The 20,840-nt window shown below is 49.7% G+C and carries 16 protein-coding genes; 3 read left to right on the forward strand and 13 right to left on the reverse strand.

Features of this window, described 5'->3' with window-relative positions; genetic code table 11:
• The first annotated feature begins 130 nt into the window (after positions 1-130).
• Positions 131-724, forward strand: coding sequence for a 30S ribosomal protein S4 (gene rpsD, locus WKT05_RS05370; protein WP_215507993.1), 594 nt, complete (start codon positions 131-133; stop codon positions 722-724).
• Between the two features lie 69 nt (positions 725-793).
• On the forward strand, positions 794-2,194 hold the full coding sequence (murC, locus tag WKT05_RS05375; protein ID WP_340413227.1) for a UDP-N-acetylmuramate--L-alanine ligase: 1,401 nt from the start codon (positions 794-796) through the stop codon (positions 2,192-2,194).
• A 91-nt stretch (positions 2,195-2,285) separates the two neighbouring features.
• On the opposite strand, the gene WKT05_RS05380 is transcribed toward murC, so the two are convergent.
• From WKT05_RS05380 to ftsE, 12 genes are all read right to left on the reverse strand, one after another.
• Positions 2,286-5,750, reverse strand: a complete 3,465-nt coding sequence (locus WKT05_RS05380) for an S-layer homology domain-containing protein (protein WP_340413228.1) — start codon at positions 5,748-5,750, stop codon at positions 2,286-2,288.
• A gap of 422 nt (positions 5,751-6,172) precedes the next feature.
• Positions 6,173-6,871: a hypothetical protein gene (locus tag WKT05_RS05385; RefSeq protein ID WP_340413229.1), complete on the reverse strand. Its 699-nt coding sequence runs from the start codon at positions 6,869-6,871 to the stop codon at positions 6,173-6,175.
• Between the two features lie 114 nt (positions 6,872-6,985).
• Complete coding sequence (locus tag WKT05_RS05390) at positions 6,986-7,711, reverse strand: class B sortase (RefSeq protein ID WP_340413230.1); 726 nt, start codon at positions 7,709-7,711, stop codon at positions 6,986-6,988.
• Between the two features lie 116 nt (positions 7,712-7,827).
• On the reverse strand, positions 7,828-8,550 hold the full coding sequence (locus tag WKT05_RS05395) for an amino acid ABC transporter ATP-binding protein (protein WP_215507981.1): 723 nt from the start codon (positions 8,548-8,550) through the stop codon (positions 7,828-7,830).
• Positions 8,534-9,223, reverse strand: coding sequence for an amino acid ABC transporter permease (locus WKT05_RS05400; RefSeq protein ID WP_215507980.1), 690 nt, complete (start codon positions 9,221-9,223; stop codon positions 8,534-8,536). The genes WKT05_RS05395 and WKT05_RS05400 overlap by 17 nt, the downstream gene beginning before the upstream one ends.
• A 65-nt stretch (positions 9,224-9,288) precedes the next feature.
• Positions 9,289-10,203, reverse strand: coding sequence for a transporter substrate-binding domain-containing protein (locus WKT05_RS05405; protein WP_340413231.1), 915 nt, complete (start codon positions 10,201-10,203; stop codon positions 9,289-9,291).
• A gap of 323 nt (positions 10,204-10,526) precedes the next feature.
• The gene (gene uvrA, locus WKT05_RS05410) at positions 10,527-13,355 is read right to left on the reverse strand and encodes an excinuclease ABC subunit UvrA (protein WP_340413232.1); all 2,829 of its coding nucleotides are present in this window, start codon (positions 13,353-13,355) and stop codon (positions 10,527-10,529) included.
• A 15-nt stretch (positions 13,356-13,370) separates the two neighbouring features.
• Positions 13,371-15,341, reverse strand: coding sequence for an excinuclease ABC subunit UvrB (uvrB, locus tag WKT05_RS05415; RefSeq protein WP_340413233.1), 1,971 nt, complete (start codon positions 15,339-15,341; stop codon positions 13,371-13,373).
• A 24-nt stretch (positions 15,342-15,365) separates the two neighbouring features.
• Positions 15,366-16,529 carry a S41 family peptidase gene (locus WKT05_RS05420; RefSeq protein ID WP_340413234.1) on the reverse strand — a complete coding sequence of 388 codons (1,164 nt, stop codon included), beginning with the start codon at positions 16,527-16,529 and terminating at the stop codon, positions 15,366-15,368.
• Between the two features lie 62 nt (positions 16,530-16,591).
• Entirely contained in the window at positions 16,592-17,875 is a 1,284-nt protein-coding gene (locus tag WKT05_RS05425) for a murein hydrolase activator EnvC family protein (RefSeq protein WP_340413235.1), read from the reverse strand.
• Between the two features lie 24 nt (positions 17,876-17,899).
• Positions 17,900-18,805 (reverse strand): permease-like cell division protein FtsX, encoded by a 906-nt coding sequence (gene ftsX / locus WKT05_RS05430; RefSeq protein WP_215507962.1) that lies wholly within the window; start codon positions 18,803-18,805, stop codon positions 17,900-17,902.
• Positions 18,792-19,478, reverse strand: a complete 687-nt coding sequence (gene ftsE, locus WKT05_RS05435) for a cell division ATP-binding protein FtsE (RefSeq protein WP_215508006.1) — start codon at positions 19,476-19,478, stop codon at positions 18,792-18,794. The genes ftsX and ftsE overlap by 14 nt, the downstream gene beginning before the upstream one ends.
• 81 nt (positions 19,479-19,559) lie before the next feature.
• On the opposite strand from ftsE, the gene WKT05_RS05440 reads away from it, so the two are divergent.
• Entirely contained in the window at positions 19,560-20,117 is a 558-nt protein-coding gene (locus WKT05_RS05440) for a 5-formyltetrahydrofolate cyclo-ligase (protein ID WP_340413236.1), read from the forward strand.
• Here WKT05_RS05440 and larB read toward each other — a convergent pair.
• Positions 20,102-20,773, reverse strand: a complete 672-nt coding sequence (gene larB / locus WKT05_RS05445) for a nickel pincer cofactor biosynthesis protein LarB (protein ID WP_340413237.1) — start codon at positions 20,771-20,773, stop codon at positions 20,102-20,104. The genes WKT05_RS05440 and larB overlap by 16 nt on opposite strands.
• Positions 20,774-20,840: the final 67 nt, after the last annotated feature.

Genomic DNA, 20,840 nt, shown 5'->3' on the forward strand with positions numbered 1-20,840 from the left:
TTCTTTAGTATAGCACAAGGGATAAAAAAGCGGAATATAGCCTTTTTTCTCTTTACATATCATCAATTTTCTTGTATAATACCAGAGGTTCTAAATTATCGCGGCAAATTATAATTTAGGAGTGAAGACAATGGCAAAAATGATGGGACCTAGATTCAAACAATCCAGAAGATTAGGTCTGAATGTATGTGGACATCCGAAGGCGATGAACCGCGCCGGCAGAGGCACGGCTCGTTCCGACAAGAAGTTAACCGAATACGGCAAGCAATTGTTGGAAAAACAAAGACTCAGAGCTTACTATGGCGTAATGGAAAAGCAATTTTACCGCTACGTCCTCGATGCACAAAAAGCTGAAGAAGAAACCGGCCCTGCACTTGTTAAGCGCTTAGAAGTCCGCTTAGATAATTTAACGTATCGTATGGGTTTTGCTTCTTCCATTCGTCAAGCAAGACAAATGGTTACCCACGGTCACATTCACGTAAACGGTAAGAAGATCAACATTCCCTCTTACCAAGTCCAAGTCGGCGACGTGATTTCCTTAAGCGACCGCGGCCGCAAAGTTGACATGTTCAAAGAAAACTACGAAACGAACTTCGTCAACGCCTATCCCTACATCACGAAGGAAAAGAACAATCGAGCTACCTTAAGCTCCGAACCCGCTCGTGAAGATATCCCTGTTGAAATCGAAGATCAACTGATCGTCGAATTCTACTCCGGAAAATAAGAAATTGCGGATTTTCCGCAATTTTTTTATTTGTCGTCTTATAAATAACTACCAGGAAGTGAGGTAAGTATGTTTCAATTCCGATTTGGAACGACGGATTATCACCATATCCACTTTATCGGCATCGGCGGCATCAGCATGTCCGGCCTCGCGGCTCTGATGCTTTCAAAAGGTTACACCATCTCCGGCAGCGACCGAAAGGCTTCGCCCATTACGGAGCACTTACAAGAATTGGGCATTACGGTTTACGAAGACCACGATCCCGCCCAAATCGAAGATGCGGATCTCGTCGTTTACACCGACGCCATTCAGATGGACAATCCCGAATATCGGGCGGCCATTGCCAAAAAAATCGACGTCGTAGATCGCGCCACCTTCTTAGGCGCCGTCATGAAGAATTTCCACGTGTCCATCGCCGTTTCCGGCACCCACGGCAAGACCACCACCACGTCCATGATCGCCACGGCCATTAAAGACGAGCCCTTCTCCCCGACCATTATGGTCGGCGGCAACCTCGGCGAAATCAGCGGCAATGTACGCATCGGCGAAGGGGACTTCTTCCTCACCGAAGCCTGCGAGTATCGGGCCAATGTATTGAAATACTTCCCTTCCACGGCGATTATTTTAAACATCGACGAAGACCACCTGGACTTCTTCGACAACATCGACCACATTCTGGAAACCTTCCGTGCCTACGCCGGCAACCTCGGCGAAGGGGATGTGTTGATTTTAAATAAAGACGACGACTACGCCTACAGCATGAAAGACTCCACCAAGGGCCGGGTCGTGACGTTCAGCTACAAGGGCGATGCCGATTACGAAGCCCGTAATATCGTCATCGATCCCCACACCGGTCGCCCCGCCTACGATTTATACATTCGCGGCGAAAAGATTGCGCCCATTCAGCTGCAAGTGATGGGGCTGCACAATGTGTCCAATTCACTGGCCGCCATTAGCGCCTGTGTGGAAAACAACATTCCCGTGGAAGATGCCATCAAAGGCGTCCTCGGCTACCACGGCGTGGGCCGCCGCTTGGAATTTAAAGGCGAGGTGAACGGCATTCGCGTCATCGACGATTACGCCCACCACCCGACGGAGATCGCATCTACCCTCCACGCCTTAAAGCCCACGGTGAAAAATCGGCTGATCTGTATCTTCCAGCCGCACACCTACACCCGCACGAAGCTTTTGTTGGACAGCTTCAGCCACAGTTTTAAGGAATCGGACATGACCATTATCGCCGATATTTATGCGGCGCGGGAAAAAGACTACGGCGACATCCACTCCAAGACTTTAGTGGAAGCGGTAAAGGCCAATCACGATTCAGCCATTTACATCGGCGAACAGGACGATATTTTGGACTATATCAAAGACAAAAGCCGCCCCGGCGATGTGATCCTCACCATGGGCGCCGGCGATATCTATCGCGTCGGCGAACGCTTCTTGGAAGACCTTAAAGGGCAAGCATAAAAAACAGGACTGAGCACAACCCCCGACACTCATGCGGTGTCGGGGGTTTTTTCGCCCAATGGAAAACTCCCGGCAGAACCGGGAGTTATTTTTATCTTAACTTATTCATGTTAAACACAATTTGAGCGATTTCCGCTCTCGAAAGTTGTTTCTTGCCTTGGAATGTGCCGTCTTCCATTCCGTTAAGAATTTTCGATTTAGAAAGTTCTTTTACGGCTTCTCTCGCCCATTTAGGGATCTTATTTTGGTCTTTAAATTGTTTTGCCTGACCGTCGAAGTTGATTTTCTTCATTTGCTTGTAGCGGTAAAGAATGGTTGCCATTTCTTCTCTTGAAATGGTCTTATTCGGCGCGAAATGGGTCGCGTCCATTCCGTTTACAAGGCCCATTCCCTTGGCCCAGTTTACATACTTGCCGTAATAGGCACCCATATCAATATCTTGGAAACTGATATTCGCGGTGAACACGTTTACTTTTTCGAATCTACCTAAGATGGCAATGAATTCTGCCCGTGTCATGGCTTTATTCGGTTCAAAGCGATCGCCTTTTACAATATCTTCAAAGAGTTTTTCCTTCAAGCTAAAATTGATGGCTTCTTTTGCCCAGTGGTTTTCAACATCCACGTAAGTCGGCGATTGCTCCTTGGCCTTTTCCTTGTGTTTCTCCTGTTCCTTCGGCGGAGCAGACTTGAAAAAATTAAAGTTGTACCATCCTCTTCTCGGAGCGGCTTCTTCCTTTCTCTTCGGTTTCAAAGGACTTGGAGGCGTCGGTTTCGAAGGACCCGGAGGCGTCGGCTGTGACGGATTCGGTTTCTGCGGATTGTTCGGATCAGGCGTCGGCTTCGACGGATTCGGTTTCTGCGGATTGTTCGGATCAGGCGTCGGCTTCGACGGATTCGGTTTCGACGGATTGCCCGGATCAGGCGTCGGTTTCGAAGGACCCGGAGGCGTCGGCTGTGACGGATTCGGTTTCGACGGATTGCCCGGATCAGGCGTCGGCTTCTTCGGATCCTGCGGTGTCGGCGCAGGCGGCGTTGATTGATCTTGTTTTACTTCCTCTAAGACCTGCTTCAGACCCTTGATTGCCGCATTCATACCGTCAAGCGATTGCCCTTGAAGTGCCGTTTCAGCATCCTTTAAGGTATTTTTGAGTTTTTCCTTCAGATTCGATGTTGGGGAAAGATTGATCGCCTTTGCTTCTTGAACGAGTTTTTCCAGCTCAATTTTAGCCGCTTCCAAAGTTTTTGCCTTGTTCTTTTCGGCTAAATTTTCCGCATTCTTACGAGCAGCGTCTTCTTGAATGGATTGAATTTCAGCGACACTGCCAGCGCCATTGATTTGCTCCACATACTTCGATACCTCATCCGGCTCTAAATCAGAGAGCTTTTTCACTTCTTCAATCGCCATCTTGCGCGCATTTTCAAGTTCCGTCTTTGCCGCGGCTTTTTCTTGATCGCGTTTTTTGTATCTTTCTACAATAGGTTCGATCTGGACGAGCGCTTTTGTCGCCATAATTTCTTGTCTCGCCGAGTTGACTTCACTCTCGCTTAAATTTTTGAATTCTGCAATTTTATCCAGTGCAGCGGACTTAGCTTTGTTTAAGTTAAACTGAACCGCACCGTCATATGCTTCTTTTACGAGATCGAGAGTATCGGCTTCTTGAATTTCCTTCGTAAACCGCTCTTTGTCATCGGCGCTTAATAAAGCGAGAGCCTCCAACTTGCCAATATACTCTTTCTTGGCATCGTCGAGATCTTTCTTCTTCATAGCAGCTTCACTTAACGATTCATACTTTTTAACGACCTCATCAATTTGTTCCTTATCTGCCGCAGCTTTTAAGTCATTATCCGCTTGACTCAGCTGATCGGCCGTTAAGCCCGGGAGACCTTGAATCTTCGCGAGAGCGTCTTTTTTCGCTTCGAGGATCTTCGCCGCATTTTCCGCTTCCTGATTCTTTGCCTCTGCTTCCTTTAAGAGGGTTTCTACATCGGGTATCGTCGTGGCAGCTTGAATCTTTTTGATGATCTCCGTCTTATACGCCTCGTGTTCCCCTGTAAGGAAGGTGTATTTCTCATTAATCGTTTTAATGGCAGCTACTTTTTTCTCATTCAGAGGGCGATTCTTTTCGTCTTCTATCTTCTTATCTTCGGCTTGCGCATCCTTTACGAGCCTTTCAATTTCTTCTTTGGATGAAGCGTGAATTATTTGCCCTGTATAATATGCTCTCCTACTTTCATTTAGGTTTTTTAAGTTCTCGATGGTTTTGATCGCTTCTTGTCGCTTGGCTCCATGCTTATCGCCGAGATTTGGTAGAATGATGGTTTCTAAAGCATTGGTAGCCTTATCCACCTCTTGTTGGGTTCTTCCTTCCTTCTGAAATGTACTCTGAATGTTGGTAATGGCTTCTTTAAACTTACCTTTTTCCTCGTCGGAGTATTGATTGAGTTTTCCGAGAAGTTGGTTCGCCTTCCTCATATCCACCTTATAGGTCTTTGTTACGACCGTAGAGGGCTTAAAGTTTTCTCCCTCTTGAGAAAATTTAATTTCCGTGTTGTTCGGCGTATCCTTTGGGACGGCATAAAACACCCCGCCATTTACCAATTGAAGTTCTTGAGGCTTATTTGTCTTTTCAAGGGTAAAGGTCTTTTCTTCACTTCCCTTTACAACCTTCAACTTCGGCAATTTCTTTTGAATGGGCGTCGGATCCAGGTTCGGATTATCGGGCAGAGAAATGGTGAAGCCCGCCATTTTATCTTTGCTTTCTCTCTCTTTGCTTTCTCTCTCTTTAAATTCTACACTAGGCGCATCGTAGGTATCTTTAAGAACCATTTTTTTGCTAATGGTTTTTCCCTTGCCCTTTTCTTGGTGGACGACGACGTACTCGTCGCCTGCATTCGCTCCATAGGTGCTCTTCAACTTTTCCATGGGAAAGTCGTAGGAAATCGCGTTCGGAACATTCTTTTTGTCGAACAAGAAATTTTTCCATTTACCATCTTTCTTGGTGTAAATGTACATGTTCAAAGACCCCGTCATTTGCGAAGAGATCATGATCTTATCTTTGGTCTGTTCCACAACAGGCTCTAAGCTTTTTTCGCCTTTAATAGAGACACGGCCAACTTTCGTTTCTTGGTTGCCCTTTACGACGTAAAGCTCGACGACATCGCCGCCGCTAAATTCTCTGAAGGGGATAAGCGGTACTCCGCCGGCACCCATGATTTGATCAGAGGTGTAGTCCTCTTTGATGTGCTCTTGTTTTACCGGATCCAGTAAGTTCTTTTTATAGGTTTCACCGCCGACGATGAGCTTCATTCGCAGCGTATCGCCAAGTTCGAGTTTGTTGTCATCTTTCAATTTTTTCGTATTGATGTGCAGTTTTGTGTCGCCGATTTCAGGTCGTTTGTGGAAATACATTTCCATCTCTTGCCCTTGGCTTTGTACAATTTCATTGCCCATTGTTCCCGTTTCGGCATAGACAACACCGCCGGAAAATGACGTAGATAACGTCGCAAGGCTTAATGCCAACGCAAGTGTTTGATTTACTTTATTATATTTTCCCATAAATCCTCCTTCTGTATTTTTATTTTATAGGAGAATCACTTGCCCTGTCACCTCTTCGCCATTTCACAGTTTTTTCACCAAGCCCTCGTTTGTAATTTACGATTTTAACCATTCTTTCATCCCTGCCCTTGTAAACCCCGTTTAAATATTCATTCTATTTCAATATTTTTATTTTTTAAAATAGGCATAGAACATACAACTCGTTCATACGATGCTCAAAATGCATTATTTTTCAAATCTTCAATTTCTTTTTTTTATTTTTACACAAACGGCTCTCACGAAAATTTCACTGATAAAAAATCCTATTTACTTCTTTCTTCCTATTAAATGCTTTCTTCCTTTTCTTGCCTGTTTTTCCCATGAAAAATCCCCCGATTCTTCCGGGGGATCTGTCTTGTTTTTGAAAAATGAATTAACGGCGCCTAATTGGCGTCCTTCCGAAAGCGGGCCGCTTTTTCATTGAGGATGCCTTCCAATTGATTGTAGGTGTTCATCATCTTCGGCTTCTTTGAATTCCCTCGAAGGGTAGTTAATCTTTCCCGCGCCCGGTCAAAATGGCCTTCTGAAATCTCTTCCATGAGATAAAGTTGACCCACGCTTTCTCCATAGGTGGCGTGCTCTTCAAAGCTTGCGAAAAAAACCTCGTTCGCTTTGAAAATACGGTCGAAGGACGGCAGATCCTCCAGTTTAAAATAAGCTATGGCCAGATTGAGGCGGTAGACCAACTTGAGGTTCTTGTTTTTTAAATAGTTCACGTCCATGGATTCATAGAGATCCACCAACTTGGCGGGCTGATTTAAATCCAGATAGCCTGCCCCTAAATTAAGCTTCATGATGTTTTGAAGGTATTTATTCCGCGTTCCCGAAATCAAGTTCTCCAATTCATCGACGAATTTTTTGTAGTCTCCCCCTTCGTAAAGGGCCATGACGGGCTTCAACTGTCGTAACTTGTAAAAATAATAGCCGGTGTTCACGATGGCCACAAGAAGGATTAAGGCCAAGCCTAATTTCCAATAGACGGAAAGAAAAGCCCTCTCGTCGATGTGAAGGACGTTCGTTAAAACCAAAAGGACGATTCCCAAGACCACGCCGGAGAGAATCACTTTCAGGCTATGTTTCATCGTCGTCTCCTTTTTAGAATTTTTCTCATTATACCATGGTCCTGCTGACGATCGAAGCAAAAAAAGTCGCAAAAATAAAAAGCGTCTCATCGACAAAGAGACGCTTGTTTGCGCTTAGTTTTCCTCCACGAGGCGGCCGTGAAGGACCATGCGCTCTTCTTTTCCCGAGCAGGTTTGCAGGGTAATGATCTTTTCTCCCTGCCAGTTCAAGGGGCCTTTCAGAATATTTTTTGTTTCCAGTCGCGTGCGGAAGGCGGCGAGGCGCTTGCCTTCGTAGTGAACGGAGCGGAAATCTTCGTAGGGACCCGCCTTGTATGCAGCAAAAATTTCATAGACTTTTCGCCCTTGTTCCGTGTCCACGATGATTTTCGGCGCCGTCTTCACAAAGGCCGGATCTTCATAGGACAAAAGGGGATGAAAGACTTTGCCGCTTTTCACGCGGTGGCCGTAGATAATCGTGTTCCCGTCTGAAAAATCCACCTTGTTTCGGTAATCCATAAAGGGCACGCCGAGGGCGTTTCGGCTTTTCTCGATGTCGTGATTTAGGTAATAGTCGTTGTCCTTCCCCTGCACCACGGGCAGGGAGAGGGGCGTTCCGGGAATTTCGATCCACGCCACCAAATCGGGGTAGTCTTTTTTCAGGGTCGCGATTTTCTCTGCCGCCGCTTGATCATCATCTTCCGCGCCTGCCTTTTCTCCCGCTCTGTACTTTTCCTCGATGCGGGCTTCGTTTCGATCGTAGATGTATTGATCTTTGTAATAGAGGCCGATCTTTCCCAGAGAAAACACCAGTACGAGGATTAAAACGAGCCGCAAGCCGTTTAATACATTTTTATTCATAGCGCTCCTTTCCCCAGATTCATACCCGTTTCGAAAACACATTCCCAAAAAAAATCGAGCGGCCTTATGCCCCTCGATTCTTCGGAATGATAAATAGGAATGTGTCTGCAATGATTTTACAGCACTTTGTTTAAGAATTCTTGCGTCCGAGCTTCTTTCGGGTGGCCGAATACTTCTTCCGGCGTGCCTTCTTCAAGCAAGTAGCCTTCGTCTAAGAAAAGGATCCGATCCCCCACTTCTCTGGCGAAGCCCATTTCGTGGGTAACCACCACCATGGTCATGCCCTCTTTGGCAAGCTGTTGCATAACGTCCAACACTTCGCCGACCATTTCCGGGTCCAGTGCCGACGTGGGTTCGTCAAAAAGCATGACCTTAGGCTCCATGGCTAAGGCACGCACAATGGCAATCCGTTGCTTTTGCCCGCCGGAGAGTTGATTGGGGTAGCTGTCTTTTTTGTCCAAAAGGCCGACGCGGTCCAAGAGCTTTTCCGCCTTGGCTTCAGCCGCCTTTTGATCCACGCCCTTTACCAACATAGGCGCCATGGTAATATTTTCCATGACGGTTTTGTGGGGAAAGAGATTAAAGGATTGAAAGACCATGCCCATGTCTTCGCGAATTTTTTCGATTTCCGTGTTCTTGTCGTTAATGTCCACGCCTTCGAAGATGATTTCGCCGCCGTCGGCTTCTTCCAGGCGATTCAAGCAGCGCAGGAAGGTAGACTTCCCGGAGCCCGAAGGCCCGATAACGACGACCACTTCCCCGTCTGCGATTTCCGTGGAAATGCCTTTTAAGACTTGGTTGTCGCCAAAACTTTTTGTCAGATTATGAATGCGAATCACTGTTAGCCAACCTCTTTTCAAACACACTGATGACCTTGGAAAGGCCGGTTACGAGAATCAAGTAGATAAGCGCCGCCGTTACATAAGGCATAAAGGGCTTGTAGGTGGCCCCTTGGGCGACTTTTGCCTGATACATTAGGTCGCTTACGCCGACGAGGGCAACGATGGCCGTTTCTTTAATTAAGGTAACAAACTCGTTGGCCAGAGCGGGAAGCACGGTCTTAATGGCTTGGGGCAAGATAATGTAGCGCATAATTTGGCTTTTCTTCATCCCCAAGGACGCTGCCGCTTCCCCTTGGCCGCGATCCACGGCGTTGATCCCGCCGCGAATGATCTCCGACACATAGGCCGAGGAGTTCATGCACACAGCGATCAAGCTTAAAGCAAAGGGATTTTTTAAGGCCGCGTATTGATCCGGCAGAACGCTGGAAAAACCGTAGTAGAATATCGTTACTTGAACCAATAATGGCGTGCCCCGAAAAATCTGCACGTAAATTTTGGCGATGGCTTGCAGGGGCTTTAACTTCGACCGACGAAGCAGCACGATCAAAATACCCAAGAAAAAACCGAAGAACACCCCTAAAAAGGAGAGCTTTAGGGTCATTAAGGTGCCCTCTAAATAGGATGAACCGTACTTACCCATAAAGGCCATCCATGAATTCATTAAGTTCATTTTTCCTCCTCGATAGAAAAAACTGTTTCACCAGGAAACAGTTTTAACTCTATGGTTCGGGCAATTTATTTGCCGTTGTTTTCTGCTGTGGCTTCCTCAGCACCTTCATTACCAGTGGATTCGTCGGCCAGTTTTTCGTATTCTGCGATCAAGTTTTTGATCTTGCCTTCATCGATTAGTTTTTGTACCACTTGGTTAATGTAAGCGGTCAAGGCGTCGTCGCCTTTTTTATTGGCTACACATACGCCCGGTTCTTCAGGAACACCTGCGTCGATGACGACGAGTTCGGGGAATTGCTTGGCGTATTGTTCACCGGAGCTTTTGGAGATAACCAGTGCATCGGCGGTTTTGTTCTTCACTTCCATGGCAAGGTTGTTTAACTTGGAGAGGCTCTTTAATTCGACATCTTTCGGGAAGTTTTCTCGAACGGTTTCTTCTTGAATGGAGCCGGTTTGTGCGCCGACGACCTTGCTGGCAAAGTCTTCCATCTTCTTGTATTTGTCTGCATCTTCTTTGCGAACGAGAACCACTTGTTCGTTGGTGAAGTACGGTACGGAGAAATTCACCGCTTCTTCACGTTCCGGCGTGGCGGAAAGACCGGCGATACCGATGTCTGCTTGGCCGGAGGTGATACTCGGAATAATGCCGTCGAAGTCCAAGTCCTTGATCTCGAGTTCGACGCCCATTTCCTCGGCAATGGCTTTGGCGATTTCAATATCGAAACCGACGATTTCGTCTTTACCGTCTTTTAAAAGGTGCCATTCGTAAGGGGGGTAGTCGGCGCTGGTAGCCAAGACCAATTTGCCGTTGTCCTTAATTTTCTTCACGGCGGCGTCCATGTCTTCTTGGCTCACTTGAGCGGCCTCTTTTTTGCCTGCGTTGTTCGCTGCGTTTTCACCGTTTTTCGCACCGGATCCGCAACCGACCAATGCAAATGCCAGTACCATGGCTAAAATTGTAAGTAGTGCTGTCTTTTTCATTTTATTCTCCCTTCAATCTCAAATACATCGGCTGTCATTCCTGTCGGCATTGTCTTTTAGGGCCGGACGCGCAAGTCGAATGGATTCTTCCCTTGCGACAATTCCGATCGCTCTCGAAAAATTTTTCTGTATTCAAGATTAAGGCCTCCTTCTTTGTTTTTTCTTTTGTGAGATTATACTATAGTACGTTAAAATCTACAAGAAAATCCGAAAGAAAACGAGAAACGGTGTTTCTCGCCGAGGCCTTTCTCGAAACCCATTCCCTTTTGCGAAAAATCTTCTATAAACGGTGCCCCTCATTAAATGCCTTGCATCGCATCCCTTTATTTCTCCAGCAGCGGTTTCAAATAGATGCCCGTGTAGGAGGTTTCGTTTTTCGCCACATCCTCGGGCCTGCCCGTGGCTACCACTTCGCCGCCACCGTCGCCGCCGTCGGGGCCAAGGTCGATAATGTGATCCGCCACTTTAATGACGTCCAGATTGTGTTCGATGACCACCACGGTGTTGCCCATGTCCACGAGCTTCGAGAGGACACCTAAGAGCTTTCGAATGTCTTCGGCGTGGAGGCCGGTGGTGGGCTCGTCGAGGATATAGAGGGTGTTGCCCGTTCCCCGCTTGGATAGCTCCGTGGCCAACTTGATTCTCTGAGCCTCGCCGCCGGAAAGTTGGGTGGAGGGCTGACCGAGCTTAATGTAGCCAAGGCCCACTTCCTGCAAGGTGGTGATTTTTCGCAAGATCCGCGGGTGATTTTCGAAAAATTCCGCCGCCTGATCCACGGTCATGTCCAAGACGTCGGCGATGTTTTTTCCCTTGAATTTGACCTGAAGGGTCTCCCGATTGTAGCGCTTGCCGCCGCAGACTTCGCAGGGCACGTAGACGTCGGGGAGAAAATGCATTTCCACTTTTAAAATCCCGTCGCCCTTACAGGCTTCGCAACGGCCGCCCTTCACATTAAAGGAGAAGCGGCCCTTGGCGTAACCGCGGATTTTCGCCTCGTTTGTTTGGGCGAAGACGTCACGAATGGAATCGAAGACGCCGGTGTAGGTGGCGGGATTGGATCGAGGCGTGCGGCCGATGGGGCTTTGATCGATGGAGACGATTTTGTCCACGTGCTCCAAGCCCTCGATCTTTCCGTATTTTCCGGGACGCACTTTGTTTTTGTTGACCTTTTGCGCCACGGCCTTTTTCAGGATTTCGTTAATAAGGGAGCTTTTCCCCGAACCGGAGACGCCGGTGACACAGATAAACTGACTCAGAGGGAAGTGCACGTCGATGTTTTTTAAATTGTTTTGCGCTGCGCCGTAGACGACGATTTCATCCCCCGTGTAGGGACGCCGCTCCTCGGGCACGGCGATTTTTTTCTTTCCGGAAAGGTATTGCCCTGTGAGGGATTCTTCCACTTGAATGATCTCGTCGTAGCTGCCCTGTGCTACAATGTGGCCGCCGTGGACACCGGCACCGGGGCCGATGTCCAAGATTTCGTCGGCTTCCCGCATGGTGTCCTCATCGTGTTCAACCACAATCAGGGTGTTGCCGATGTCCGTAAGGTTCCGGAGGGATTTCAGGAGCATGGCATTGTCTTTTTGGTGGAGGCCGATGGAGGGCTCGTCAAGTACGTAGGTGACGCCGACGAGGGCGGAGCCGATTTGGGTGGCGAGGCGAATGCGCTGGGCTTCGCCGCCGGATAAGGTGCCCGCCATGCGCGCCAGGGTGAGGTAGCCCAAGCCCACTTCTTTTAAAAAGGAGAGGCGCTCGTGGATTTCCTTTAAAATCTGATCGGCAATGCTTCGATCCATGTCGCTAAGTTCCAGTGAATCGAAAAATTCCATGGCGTCGATGACGGAAAGGAGGGTGGATTCGTAAATGTTTTTTCCGCCCAGCTTAAAGACCAAAGATTCCACCTTGAGCCGAGCCCCGTGGCAATCGGGACAGGGAATATCGGAGAGGAAAGGCTCGATTTTTTCTAAGGTGCGATCGCTGGCATTTTCCGAGTAGCGTCGATTTAAATTCTTCAGAATGCCCTCAAAGGGGCCGCTGTATTCTTTGTCTCCGCTGAAGTAGGAATTAAAGACGAAGTGCAGCGGCTTTTTCGTGCCGTACATTAATTCGTCGATCATGGCTTTCGGTGCCTCTTTAATCGGCGCCTTGGTGGAAAAATCGTATCTTGCCGCGATTTGGTCGATGATTTCTTTGTAGTAGGTGCCTTCCGTGGTGCCGTAGCAGGCGATGGCGCCTTCGTCGATGGAAAGGTCCTTGTTGGGAATGATGAGCTCCGGATCCGCCCGACGGCTGCTTCCCAAGCCCTTGCAGGTAGGGCAGGCTCCCATGGGCGTGTTAAAGGAAAAAGACCGGGGCGTGGCCGGCTCGATGGCAATGTCGTGTTCCGGGCAGGAATAACTCGTGGAGTAAAGCTTTTCGTTGCCGTCCATGGTGTCGACGATGACCGTGGAGCCGGAGATCTCAAGAGCCGTCTCGATGCTGTCGGTAAGGCGGCTCTCGATGCCCTCCCGAATAATGATTCGGTCCACGACGACAAAAATGTCGTGCACCTTGTTTTTATCCAGCTCGATCTCTTCTTCCGTTCGGTGCATTTCCCCGTCGATAATCATGCGCAGAAAGCCGTCTTTACGAATGCGGTTTAAGACCTTTTTGTGCTGTCCTTTTTTCTGACGCACCACCGGTGCCAAGAGCTGAAAGCGGGTGCCCTCTTCCATTTCCATGATCTTGTCCACGATCTGATCTTCCGCAAAAGCCTCGATGGGCTTGTTGCACACCGGGCAATAGGGCTTCGCCACCCGTGCGTAGAGCAGGCGGATGTAGTCGTAAATTTCCGTCACCGTGCCCACGGTGGAGCGGGGATTTTTCGACGTGGTCTTTTGATCGATGGCGATGGCCGGGCTCATGCCCTCGATGTAATCCACCTCGGGCTTATCCATTTGGCCCAAAAATTGCCGCGCATAGGAAGACAAGCTTTCCACGTAGCGCCGCTGCCCTTCGGCGTAAATGGTGTCGAAGGCCAAGGAGCTTTTTCCGGAGCCGGACAGGCCCGTAATGACGGTCATTTTATTTCTCGGAATATAGACGTCGAGGTTTTTTAAATTGTGTTGGCGCGCCCCGTGAATGTGGATCGCCTGTTCAATGGATGGGTTCATCTATTTCCTTTCTCTCTATTCATTTAATCCGTAGCGTTCTTTTATCTCTTTTATTTGATCCCGAATGCTCGCCGCCCGCTCGAAATCCAATTGCTCGGCGGCTTTAAACATTTCCGTTTCGAGGTTTTTCAGCATGGCCAGAATATCTTCCTTGGCAAATTCTTCGTCGAAGGCTTCCACTTCTTCCGCCGCAATGGTGTTTTCGATGGTGTCGCGAATGCCCTTGACGATGGATTTGGGCACGATGCCGTGTTTCTTATTATAGGCCATTTGAATGGCGCGGCGCCGTTCGGTTTCTTCGATGGTGCGGGCCATGGAGCCGGTTATGGTGTCGGCATACATAATGACGCGGCCTTCCACATTTCTCGCGGCGCGGCCCGCCGTTTGAATGAGGGAGGTTTCCGAACGCAAAAAGCCTTCCTTGTCCGCATCCAGTATGGCCACAAGGCCCACTTCGGGAATATCCAAGCCCTCCCGCAAAAGGTTAATGCCTACGAGCACGTCGTAGACGCCGAGGCGAAGATCCCGAATGATCTCCATGCGCTCAATGGTCTTCACGTCGGAGTGGAGGTAGGCCACTTTCATGCCCATGTCCTTAAAATACTTGCTCAAGTCTTCCGCCATGCGTTTCGTCAAGGTGGTGACCAAGGTCCGCATATTCTTTGCGGTCATGTCGTTGATCTGTTCCGTTAAATGGTCGATTTGATTCTTCGTGGGCACCACGTCGATCTTCGGATCCACGAGGCCTGTGGGGCGAATGATCTGTTCCACCCGCTGCATCTCGTGTTCCGTTTCGTAAGGCCCCGGTGTGGCGGAAACGTAGACCACCTGATTCTGCAGAGCCTCAAATTCCTCGAAGCGCAAGGGGCGATTGTCCAGAGCCGAAGGCAGGCGAAAGCCGTATTCCACCAAGGTTTCTTTTCTCGCCCGGTCGCCGTTAAACATGCCGCGAATTTGGGGCACCGTGGCATGGGACTCGTCGATAATGGTCATAAAAACCTCGGGGAAGTAGTCGATGAGGGTGTAGGGGCGGCTCCCCGCTTCCCTGCCGCTTAAGTGACGGGTGTAGTTTTCGATGCCGGCGCAAAAGCCCATTTCCTCGAGCATTTCCACATCGTAATTGGTGCGCTGTTCCAATCGCTGGGCCTCCAGGAGTTTTTCCTGATCCCTGAGGGTGAAGAGTCGCTCTTCCAATTCCTTGCGAATGGTCTTCACGCCCCGTTCGATTTTTTCCGGCCGCGTGGCAAAGTGGGACGCCGGAAAGATGGACACGTGGTTTCGATAGCTTTCGATGTGGCCGGTGACGGCGTCCACTTCGGCGATTTGATCGATTTCGTCGCCGAAAAATTCCACGCGAATGGTCTTATCCGAATTGCCGGCGGGGAAAATTTCCAGCACATCGCCGCGAACGCGGAAGGTGCCCCGGGAAAAATCCACGTCGTTTCTCACGTATTGAATGTCCACCAGCTTGCTCATAAGGGCGTTTCTGTCCCATTCCATGCCCGGGCGCAGACTCACCACCAAATTCTTGTAATCGATGGGGTCGCCTAAGCCGTAGATGCAGCTCACCGATGCCACAATGATGACGTCCCTGCGCTCGAAGAGGGCCATGGTGGCGGAGTGGCGCAGCTTGTCGATTTCGTCGTTAATGCTGGCGTCTTTTGCGATAAAGGTGTCCGTCCCCGGCACATAGGCTTCCGGCTGGTAGTAATCGTAGTAGCTGACGAAATATTCCACGGCGTTGTCCGGGAAAAATTCGCGAAACTCCGATGCCAATTGGTAGGCCAGGGTCTTGTTGTGGGCGATGACCAAGGTGGGCTTTTGCACCCGCTCGATGAGATTGGCCATGGTAAATGTCTTGCCGCTTCCCGTCACCCCCAACAGGGTTTGGTGCTTCATGCCCTTTTCGATGCCCTCGGCCAATTTATCGATGGCCTGTGGCTGATCGCCGGTGGGTTTATATTTGGAATGAATTTTAAAATCCATACATCCTCCTGCAAAAAGAGCGATCTAACGACCGCTCTTCTCTATAATGGCAATTGCCTTTTGCAATTGTGTGTCCTGATCTCGATGCTCCAGTCCGATGGCCTTCACATTCTCCGGCAGGCTGACTTTCACATCGGGCTCAATGCCCTTGTCTTGAATACTTACCCCGGAGGGCGTGAAATATTCACTGGTAGTAAGCTTTATGCCGCCGCCTCCGGGCAGAGGCACCAGGGTTTGCACCACGCCTTTGCCGTAGGTCTTTTCGCCGACCAAAGTGGCCGCCTTGTTGTCCTTTAAGGCACCGGCCACGATTTCCGACGCGGAGGCGCTGCCCCCGTTGACCAAAACCACGATGGGCTTCTTCCAGCTTGCTTCGTCGGAGGTGTAGTGGAAGACTTCCTTGTTTCGATTGTCCTTGGCACTGACGATGTCCGCCTTGGGAAGCAATTGATCGCTGACGCCGACGGCGGCTTCGAGAATGCCGCCGGGATTGCCTCGCAGGTCGAGTATCAATCCCTTTTTCCCCGCCGCGGCCTTCATGGCCTCGGTAAATTCCTCTACCGTGTCCTCTTCAAATTGGGTGAGGCCGATGTAGGCAATGTCTCCGATGGAGCCTGTGATTACCGATTCCATGTGGATCTCATCGCGGGTGATCTTCACATCCCGCACTCGGCCTTCCCCTTCAGACATGATGCCCAGAGTCACCACGGTGCCCTTGTCGCCCTTAATGTGTTTCACCGCCTCTTCCATTTCATCGACGGTGTATTCCACCCCATTGACGGAGACAATTTTATCGCCGGATTTCAATCCCGCCGCTTCCGCGGGGGAGCCTTTTATGGGCGCAATGACGGTAATCAGTTTAGAGTCTGCCACGGCGCCGATTTGCACGCCGATGCCGAAAAATTCGCCGGTGGTGGATTCCATAAACTGTTTGTACTCATTTTCGTCGAAGTACTGGCTGTAGGGGTCTTTCAGTGCGGCGACCGTACCCTTTTTCCTGCCTTCAATAAAATCTTTCTCCGTGATTTCGTCGCTACGAAGGTAGTATTTTTTTAAGAAGTGCTCCAAAACTTTCGTCTGCGCCACTTCCTTGACACTGCCCGTGGCCAATTGCACGGAAGCGAAGGCGGTGATGATATTGGTCACGAGCAAAAGGGCAAGGATGCCCGCCAAGTGTTTCTTTTTCATAGGAACTCCTCTTTGTAAATGGAAGAAAGAACCTTCCCGAAGAAAGGTTCTTTTGCTTTCGATTATAAATAGTTAAGGGGGTTTTGCACCGCGCCGTTGACCCGCACTTCAAAGTGCAAGTGCGCGCCGGTACTCATGCCCGTGCTGCCCACGTAACCGATGGTTTCGCCGGCGGATACCGACTGCCCCGGGCTTACGGCTCTGGACGATAAGTGGCCGTAGACCGTAACCTTGCCGCCGTGATCGATCATAACGCAGTTGCCGTAGCCGCCCATAAAGCGAGAGGCAATGACCGTGCCCGATGCAGCGCTCACCACCGGTGTGCCGTTTGGTGCGCCGATGTCCACGCCGGTGTGGAGTTTGCGGTATTTCAAAATCGGGTGAATCCGATAACCGAAGGGCGAAGTGATCCGGTGATGACCCGGTACAGGCCAATACAATTCGCCGGTTCGCTCTTCCGGTGTCGCCTTGGCGCCATACTGAACCACGTCGGCAGAGGCACTGCTTTCGGCAGCCCTTGCACGGGGCGCAGATGCTTTTTGGCGACGTACTTGTTGCGCCGCCCGTTGTTTGGCCAGGCGCGCCGCTTCTTCTTGTTTCGCCTTTTGAATGGACAGATCCAAATTCGCGATTTGCGATTCAATGGCATCGGATTCCCGAAGCATGGCGTCGTATTGTGCTTCATAGGCACTTAAATTGTTCATCAGGCTGTTCATGTAGCCTGCCTTTTGCGCATTGGCCGCCTCAAGATTGCTCCGTTCGATGCGAGCTTGTTGTTGCTTTTGAGCCAACTGCTTTTCCTGCTCGGCGAGAAGGGCTTGCTTCTCTTCGATTTCCTTCACCTTGGCGTTAATTTCGTCGATAAGCTCGCGGTCACTGGTGGCGATGGAGCGAATCATGCGGGCATTTCCGATTAAGGACGTGGCGTCCGTGGAATCCAGAAGTATATCTAAGTAGCCGCGGTCGTTGGCGATGTACATGGCGCGAAGGCGCTTGGCGTAAAGCTCTTTTTTCTCTAAAAGTTCCGCCTTTGCTGCCTCCAGCTCCGCTTTCGTTTTCGCAATCTCAGCTTGAAGCTTTTGCATTTCGCCGTTTAATTGATCGATCTTTATATTGACCCGAGTGATTTGTGCATCCAAGGCGCTCATTTCCGCCTGAACCGCAGCCACTTGGCCTTTCGTTTGACTGATCTTGGATTGGGTGCCGGCCATATTGGATCGGATCGAGCTTTTCTTTTGAACCGCTTTGGAACGGGCGGCTTCTAAACCCGACGCCGCTACCGGCTGTGAACTTAACATTAAAATAGCGAGAGCCGCGGAAAGTTTCTTCCTGTGATTCCCTTGCAAAGTGAACCTCCTTCTGTTTACCGTCTATACATCTAAGAACCGCTTCAGCGACAGAGAGCTTCCGATTAAGCCGACGCCGACGCCGATACATAGAAACATAATGGCCATGTCTTTCAGCATATCCGCGGGGCGGATCAGCTTCAGGCCCATAAGGACATTGAGTTTTTCATCGAACAGGCCGAACATGCCTTTGTAGCCTAAGTACACCAGTACCAAGGCCAAAGCACCGGCCACAATGCCGAAGACCATGCCTTCGATCAAAAGCGGCCGACGGATGTAGCCGTCGCTGGCGCCGATGTATTTCATGATCTGAATTTCCTGACTGCGATTGGCGATGGTGGATTTAATGGTGTTGTGAATCAGCACGATGGCGATAATTAAAAGAATCGCCACGATGACCACACCTAAAATGCGTACCCAATCGTTGACTTGCACGATTTTGCCGATTAATTCATTGAGGTAATCCACTTGATAGATCCCGGGCATGCCCTGTAAGGTATTGGCCACGGTTTTCGCCTGCTTTATGTTGGACAGCTGCAAAGTAAGGGAGGCGGGCAGGGGATTTTTTTCCATGCCTTCCAAGAAATAGGCGTCGTTGGTAAGCTCCATGTTCTTGGAAAAATCCTGCCAAGCTTGTTCTTTTGACGTGTAGCTGACCTCTTTCACATAGCCCGTAGCCTCGGCCTTTTTAATAATGGCCCGTATGCTGTCTTCGTTGGCATCGTCATTTAAGTAAACCACCACTTTGTCCACTTTCTTTTCCGTTTCGTTGACGATGCCGGTCATATTTAAGACCAACAGCACCACCACGCCGAAGAGGACCAAAACGGCCATAATGGAAATGACGGACAAAAGGCTCATGCCCTTGTTTCTCGCGATGCCTTGAAAGGCTTCTTTTATGTTATTGCCGAACTGTCTAATCCACCGCATCGTAACCTCCCACGTTCACATCGCTGATGATTCGACCGTTGTCGAGGGTAAGGACCCGGCGTTGCATATGGTTGACAATTTTTCTGGCGTGGGTGGCCATAATCACCGTGGCACCATCATCGTTAATGCGCTTTAAGGTTTGCATGACGGTCATGGCCGTCTCGAAGTCTAAATTTCCCGTGGGCTCGTCGCACACTAAAACAGGCGGTTTGTTTACGATGGCACGGGCAATGGCGAGGCGCTGCCCTTCCCCACCGGACAATTCGCCCGGATAACTGTTTAATTTATCGCTTAATCCGACGAGCTCCAACACTTCCGGCACGCGCTTTTTAATGGTACGGCCGCTTTCGCCGACGATTTCCAAGGCATAGGCCACGTTTTCGTAGGCGGTCTTTTTTTGAAGCAGGCGGAAGTCTTGAAACACGACGCCGACTTGACGCCGCAATTTGGGTATATACCAAGAAGACAATTCGGTAATGTCTTTATTGTTCACATAAATGTGGCCGCGAGTCACTTTTTCCTCGCAGATCAACAATTTAATTAAGGAACTTTTGCCTGCGCCCGATGCGCCGACGATAAAAACGAATTGACCGTATGGGATTTCCAGATTAATGTCCATTAAAGCTTGTACGCCGTTTTTGTACTCTTTATAGACATTTTGAAACGTAATCAACAACACACCTCATTCCATACAATTTATCTCATTTATTATAGTATAAGTTACAAAAATATGAAAGGCGGGAGGCCATTTGCCATGAAAAAGAAATGTTTACGTAACAATTACATCGCCATTCGAGATAAGATTCCCGAATCGACGCGAAAAGAAAAGTCCCGGGCGATTTTTTCTCGCCTTAAGTCCCTGGATGAATACAAAAAGGCGCGTCGGATTTTCATTTTCGTCTCCATGGGAAGCGAAGTGGAGACCATTCATTGGCTCGACGATTTGCTGAAGGGAAAAGAGGTCTTGATTCCCGCCACGAAAAAAGGCGATCCGGAAATGAAAATGGCCCGCCTTTTATCGAAAGACGAGCTCGTCGAAAATTATTGGGGCCTTTTGGAACTTCCGGAGGAATTGGCTCGGGAACGGGAAGAAACGACCTGCGATTTAATCATCACCCCCGGCCTCGCCTTCGACCATTCCGGCTACCGCATGGGCTACGGCGGCGGCTTTTACGACCGCTTCTTCTCGAGCCACGAGGGCTTTCGATTAGGCGTAGGCTTTCACGAACAACTGGTCGAGAATGTGCCCCGCGACGAATACGATCTGCCCGTGCACGCCTTTTTGTCCGAGGAGGATTACCTCGTCTTTTGATTCATCTTACAGACGATTTCCGCCGCCATGTAGGCAGCACCGTAACCGTTGTCGATATTCACCACGGCCACGCCCTCGGCGCAGGAATTGAGCATGCTCAATAGGGCCGCCACGCCGTTAAAGGACGCACCGTAGCCCACGGAGGTCGGCACGGCAATAACAGGCGATGTCACCAACCCCGCCACCACGGAGGGCAGGGCCCCGTCCATGCCAGCGCAGACGACGATGGCGTCGCTGCGGCCGATGGCGTCGATCTTTTCGAAGAGGCGGTGGATTCCCGCCACGCCGACGTCGTAATAACGCTCCGCCTTTACGCCGAAATAAGCGAGGCTACGCACGCATTCTTCCGCCACTTTACTGTCGGCGGTTCCCGCCGTCACCACGGCTACAGAGCCTACGGGCTCTTTTTTTGTGCCCGCCACGGCGGTTTCAGAGAGGGGATCGTAATCCAGCTTCTCTTTTAATTCGCCTAATTTTTCGTAGGCCGCCGGCGAAAGGCGGGTGACGAACACCTCGCTCTGTGCTTCTAAAAGCCCTTCGATGCAAGCCTTTAAATGCTCCGGCGCCTTGTTTTCTCCGTAGACCACTTCGCCGAAAAGTCGCCTTTCTTTTCGATTCCTATCCAAATTGTAAAACTGTTTTCCGTCTCTATTCATGGGCCGCTTCTTTCTATCTTTGACAAGTCTTAAAATAAGTCACTTCTTTGAAATGTACATCATTCTT

Origin of the sequence: Peptoniphilus sp. HCN-40583 (genome assembly GCF_037892835.1) — a bacterium.
GTDB classification, from domain to species: domain Bacteria; phylum Bacillota; class Clostridia; order Tissierellales; family Peptoniphilaceae; genus Aedoeadaptatus; species Aedoeadaptatus rachelemmaiella.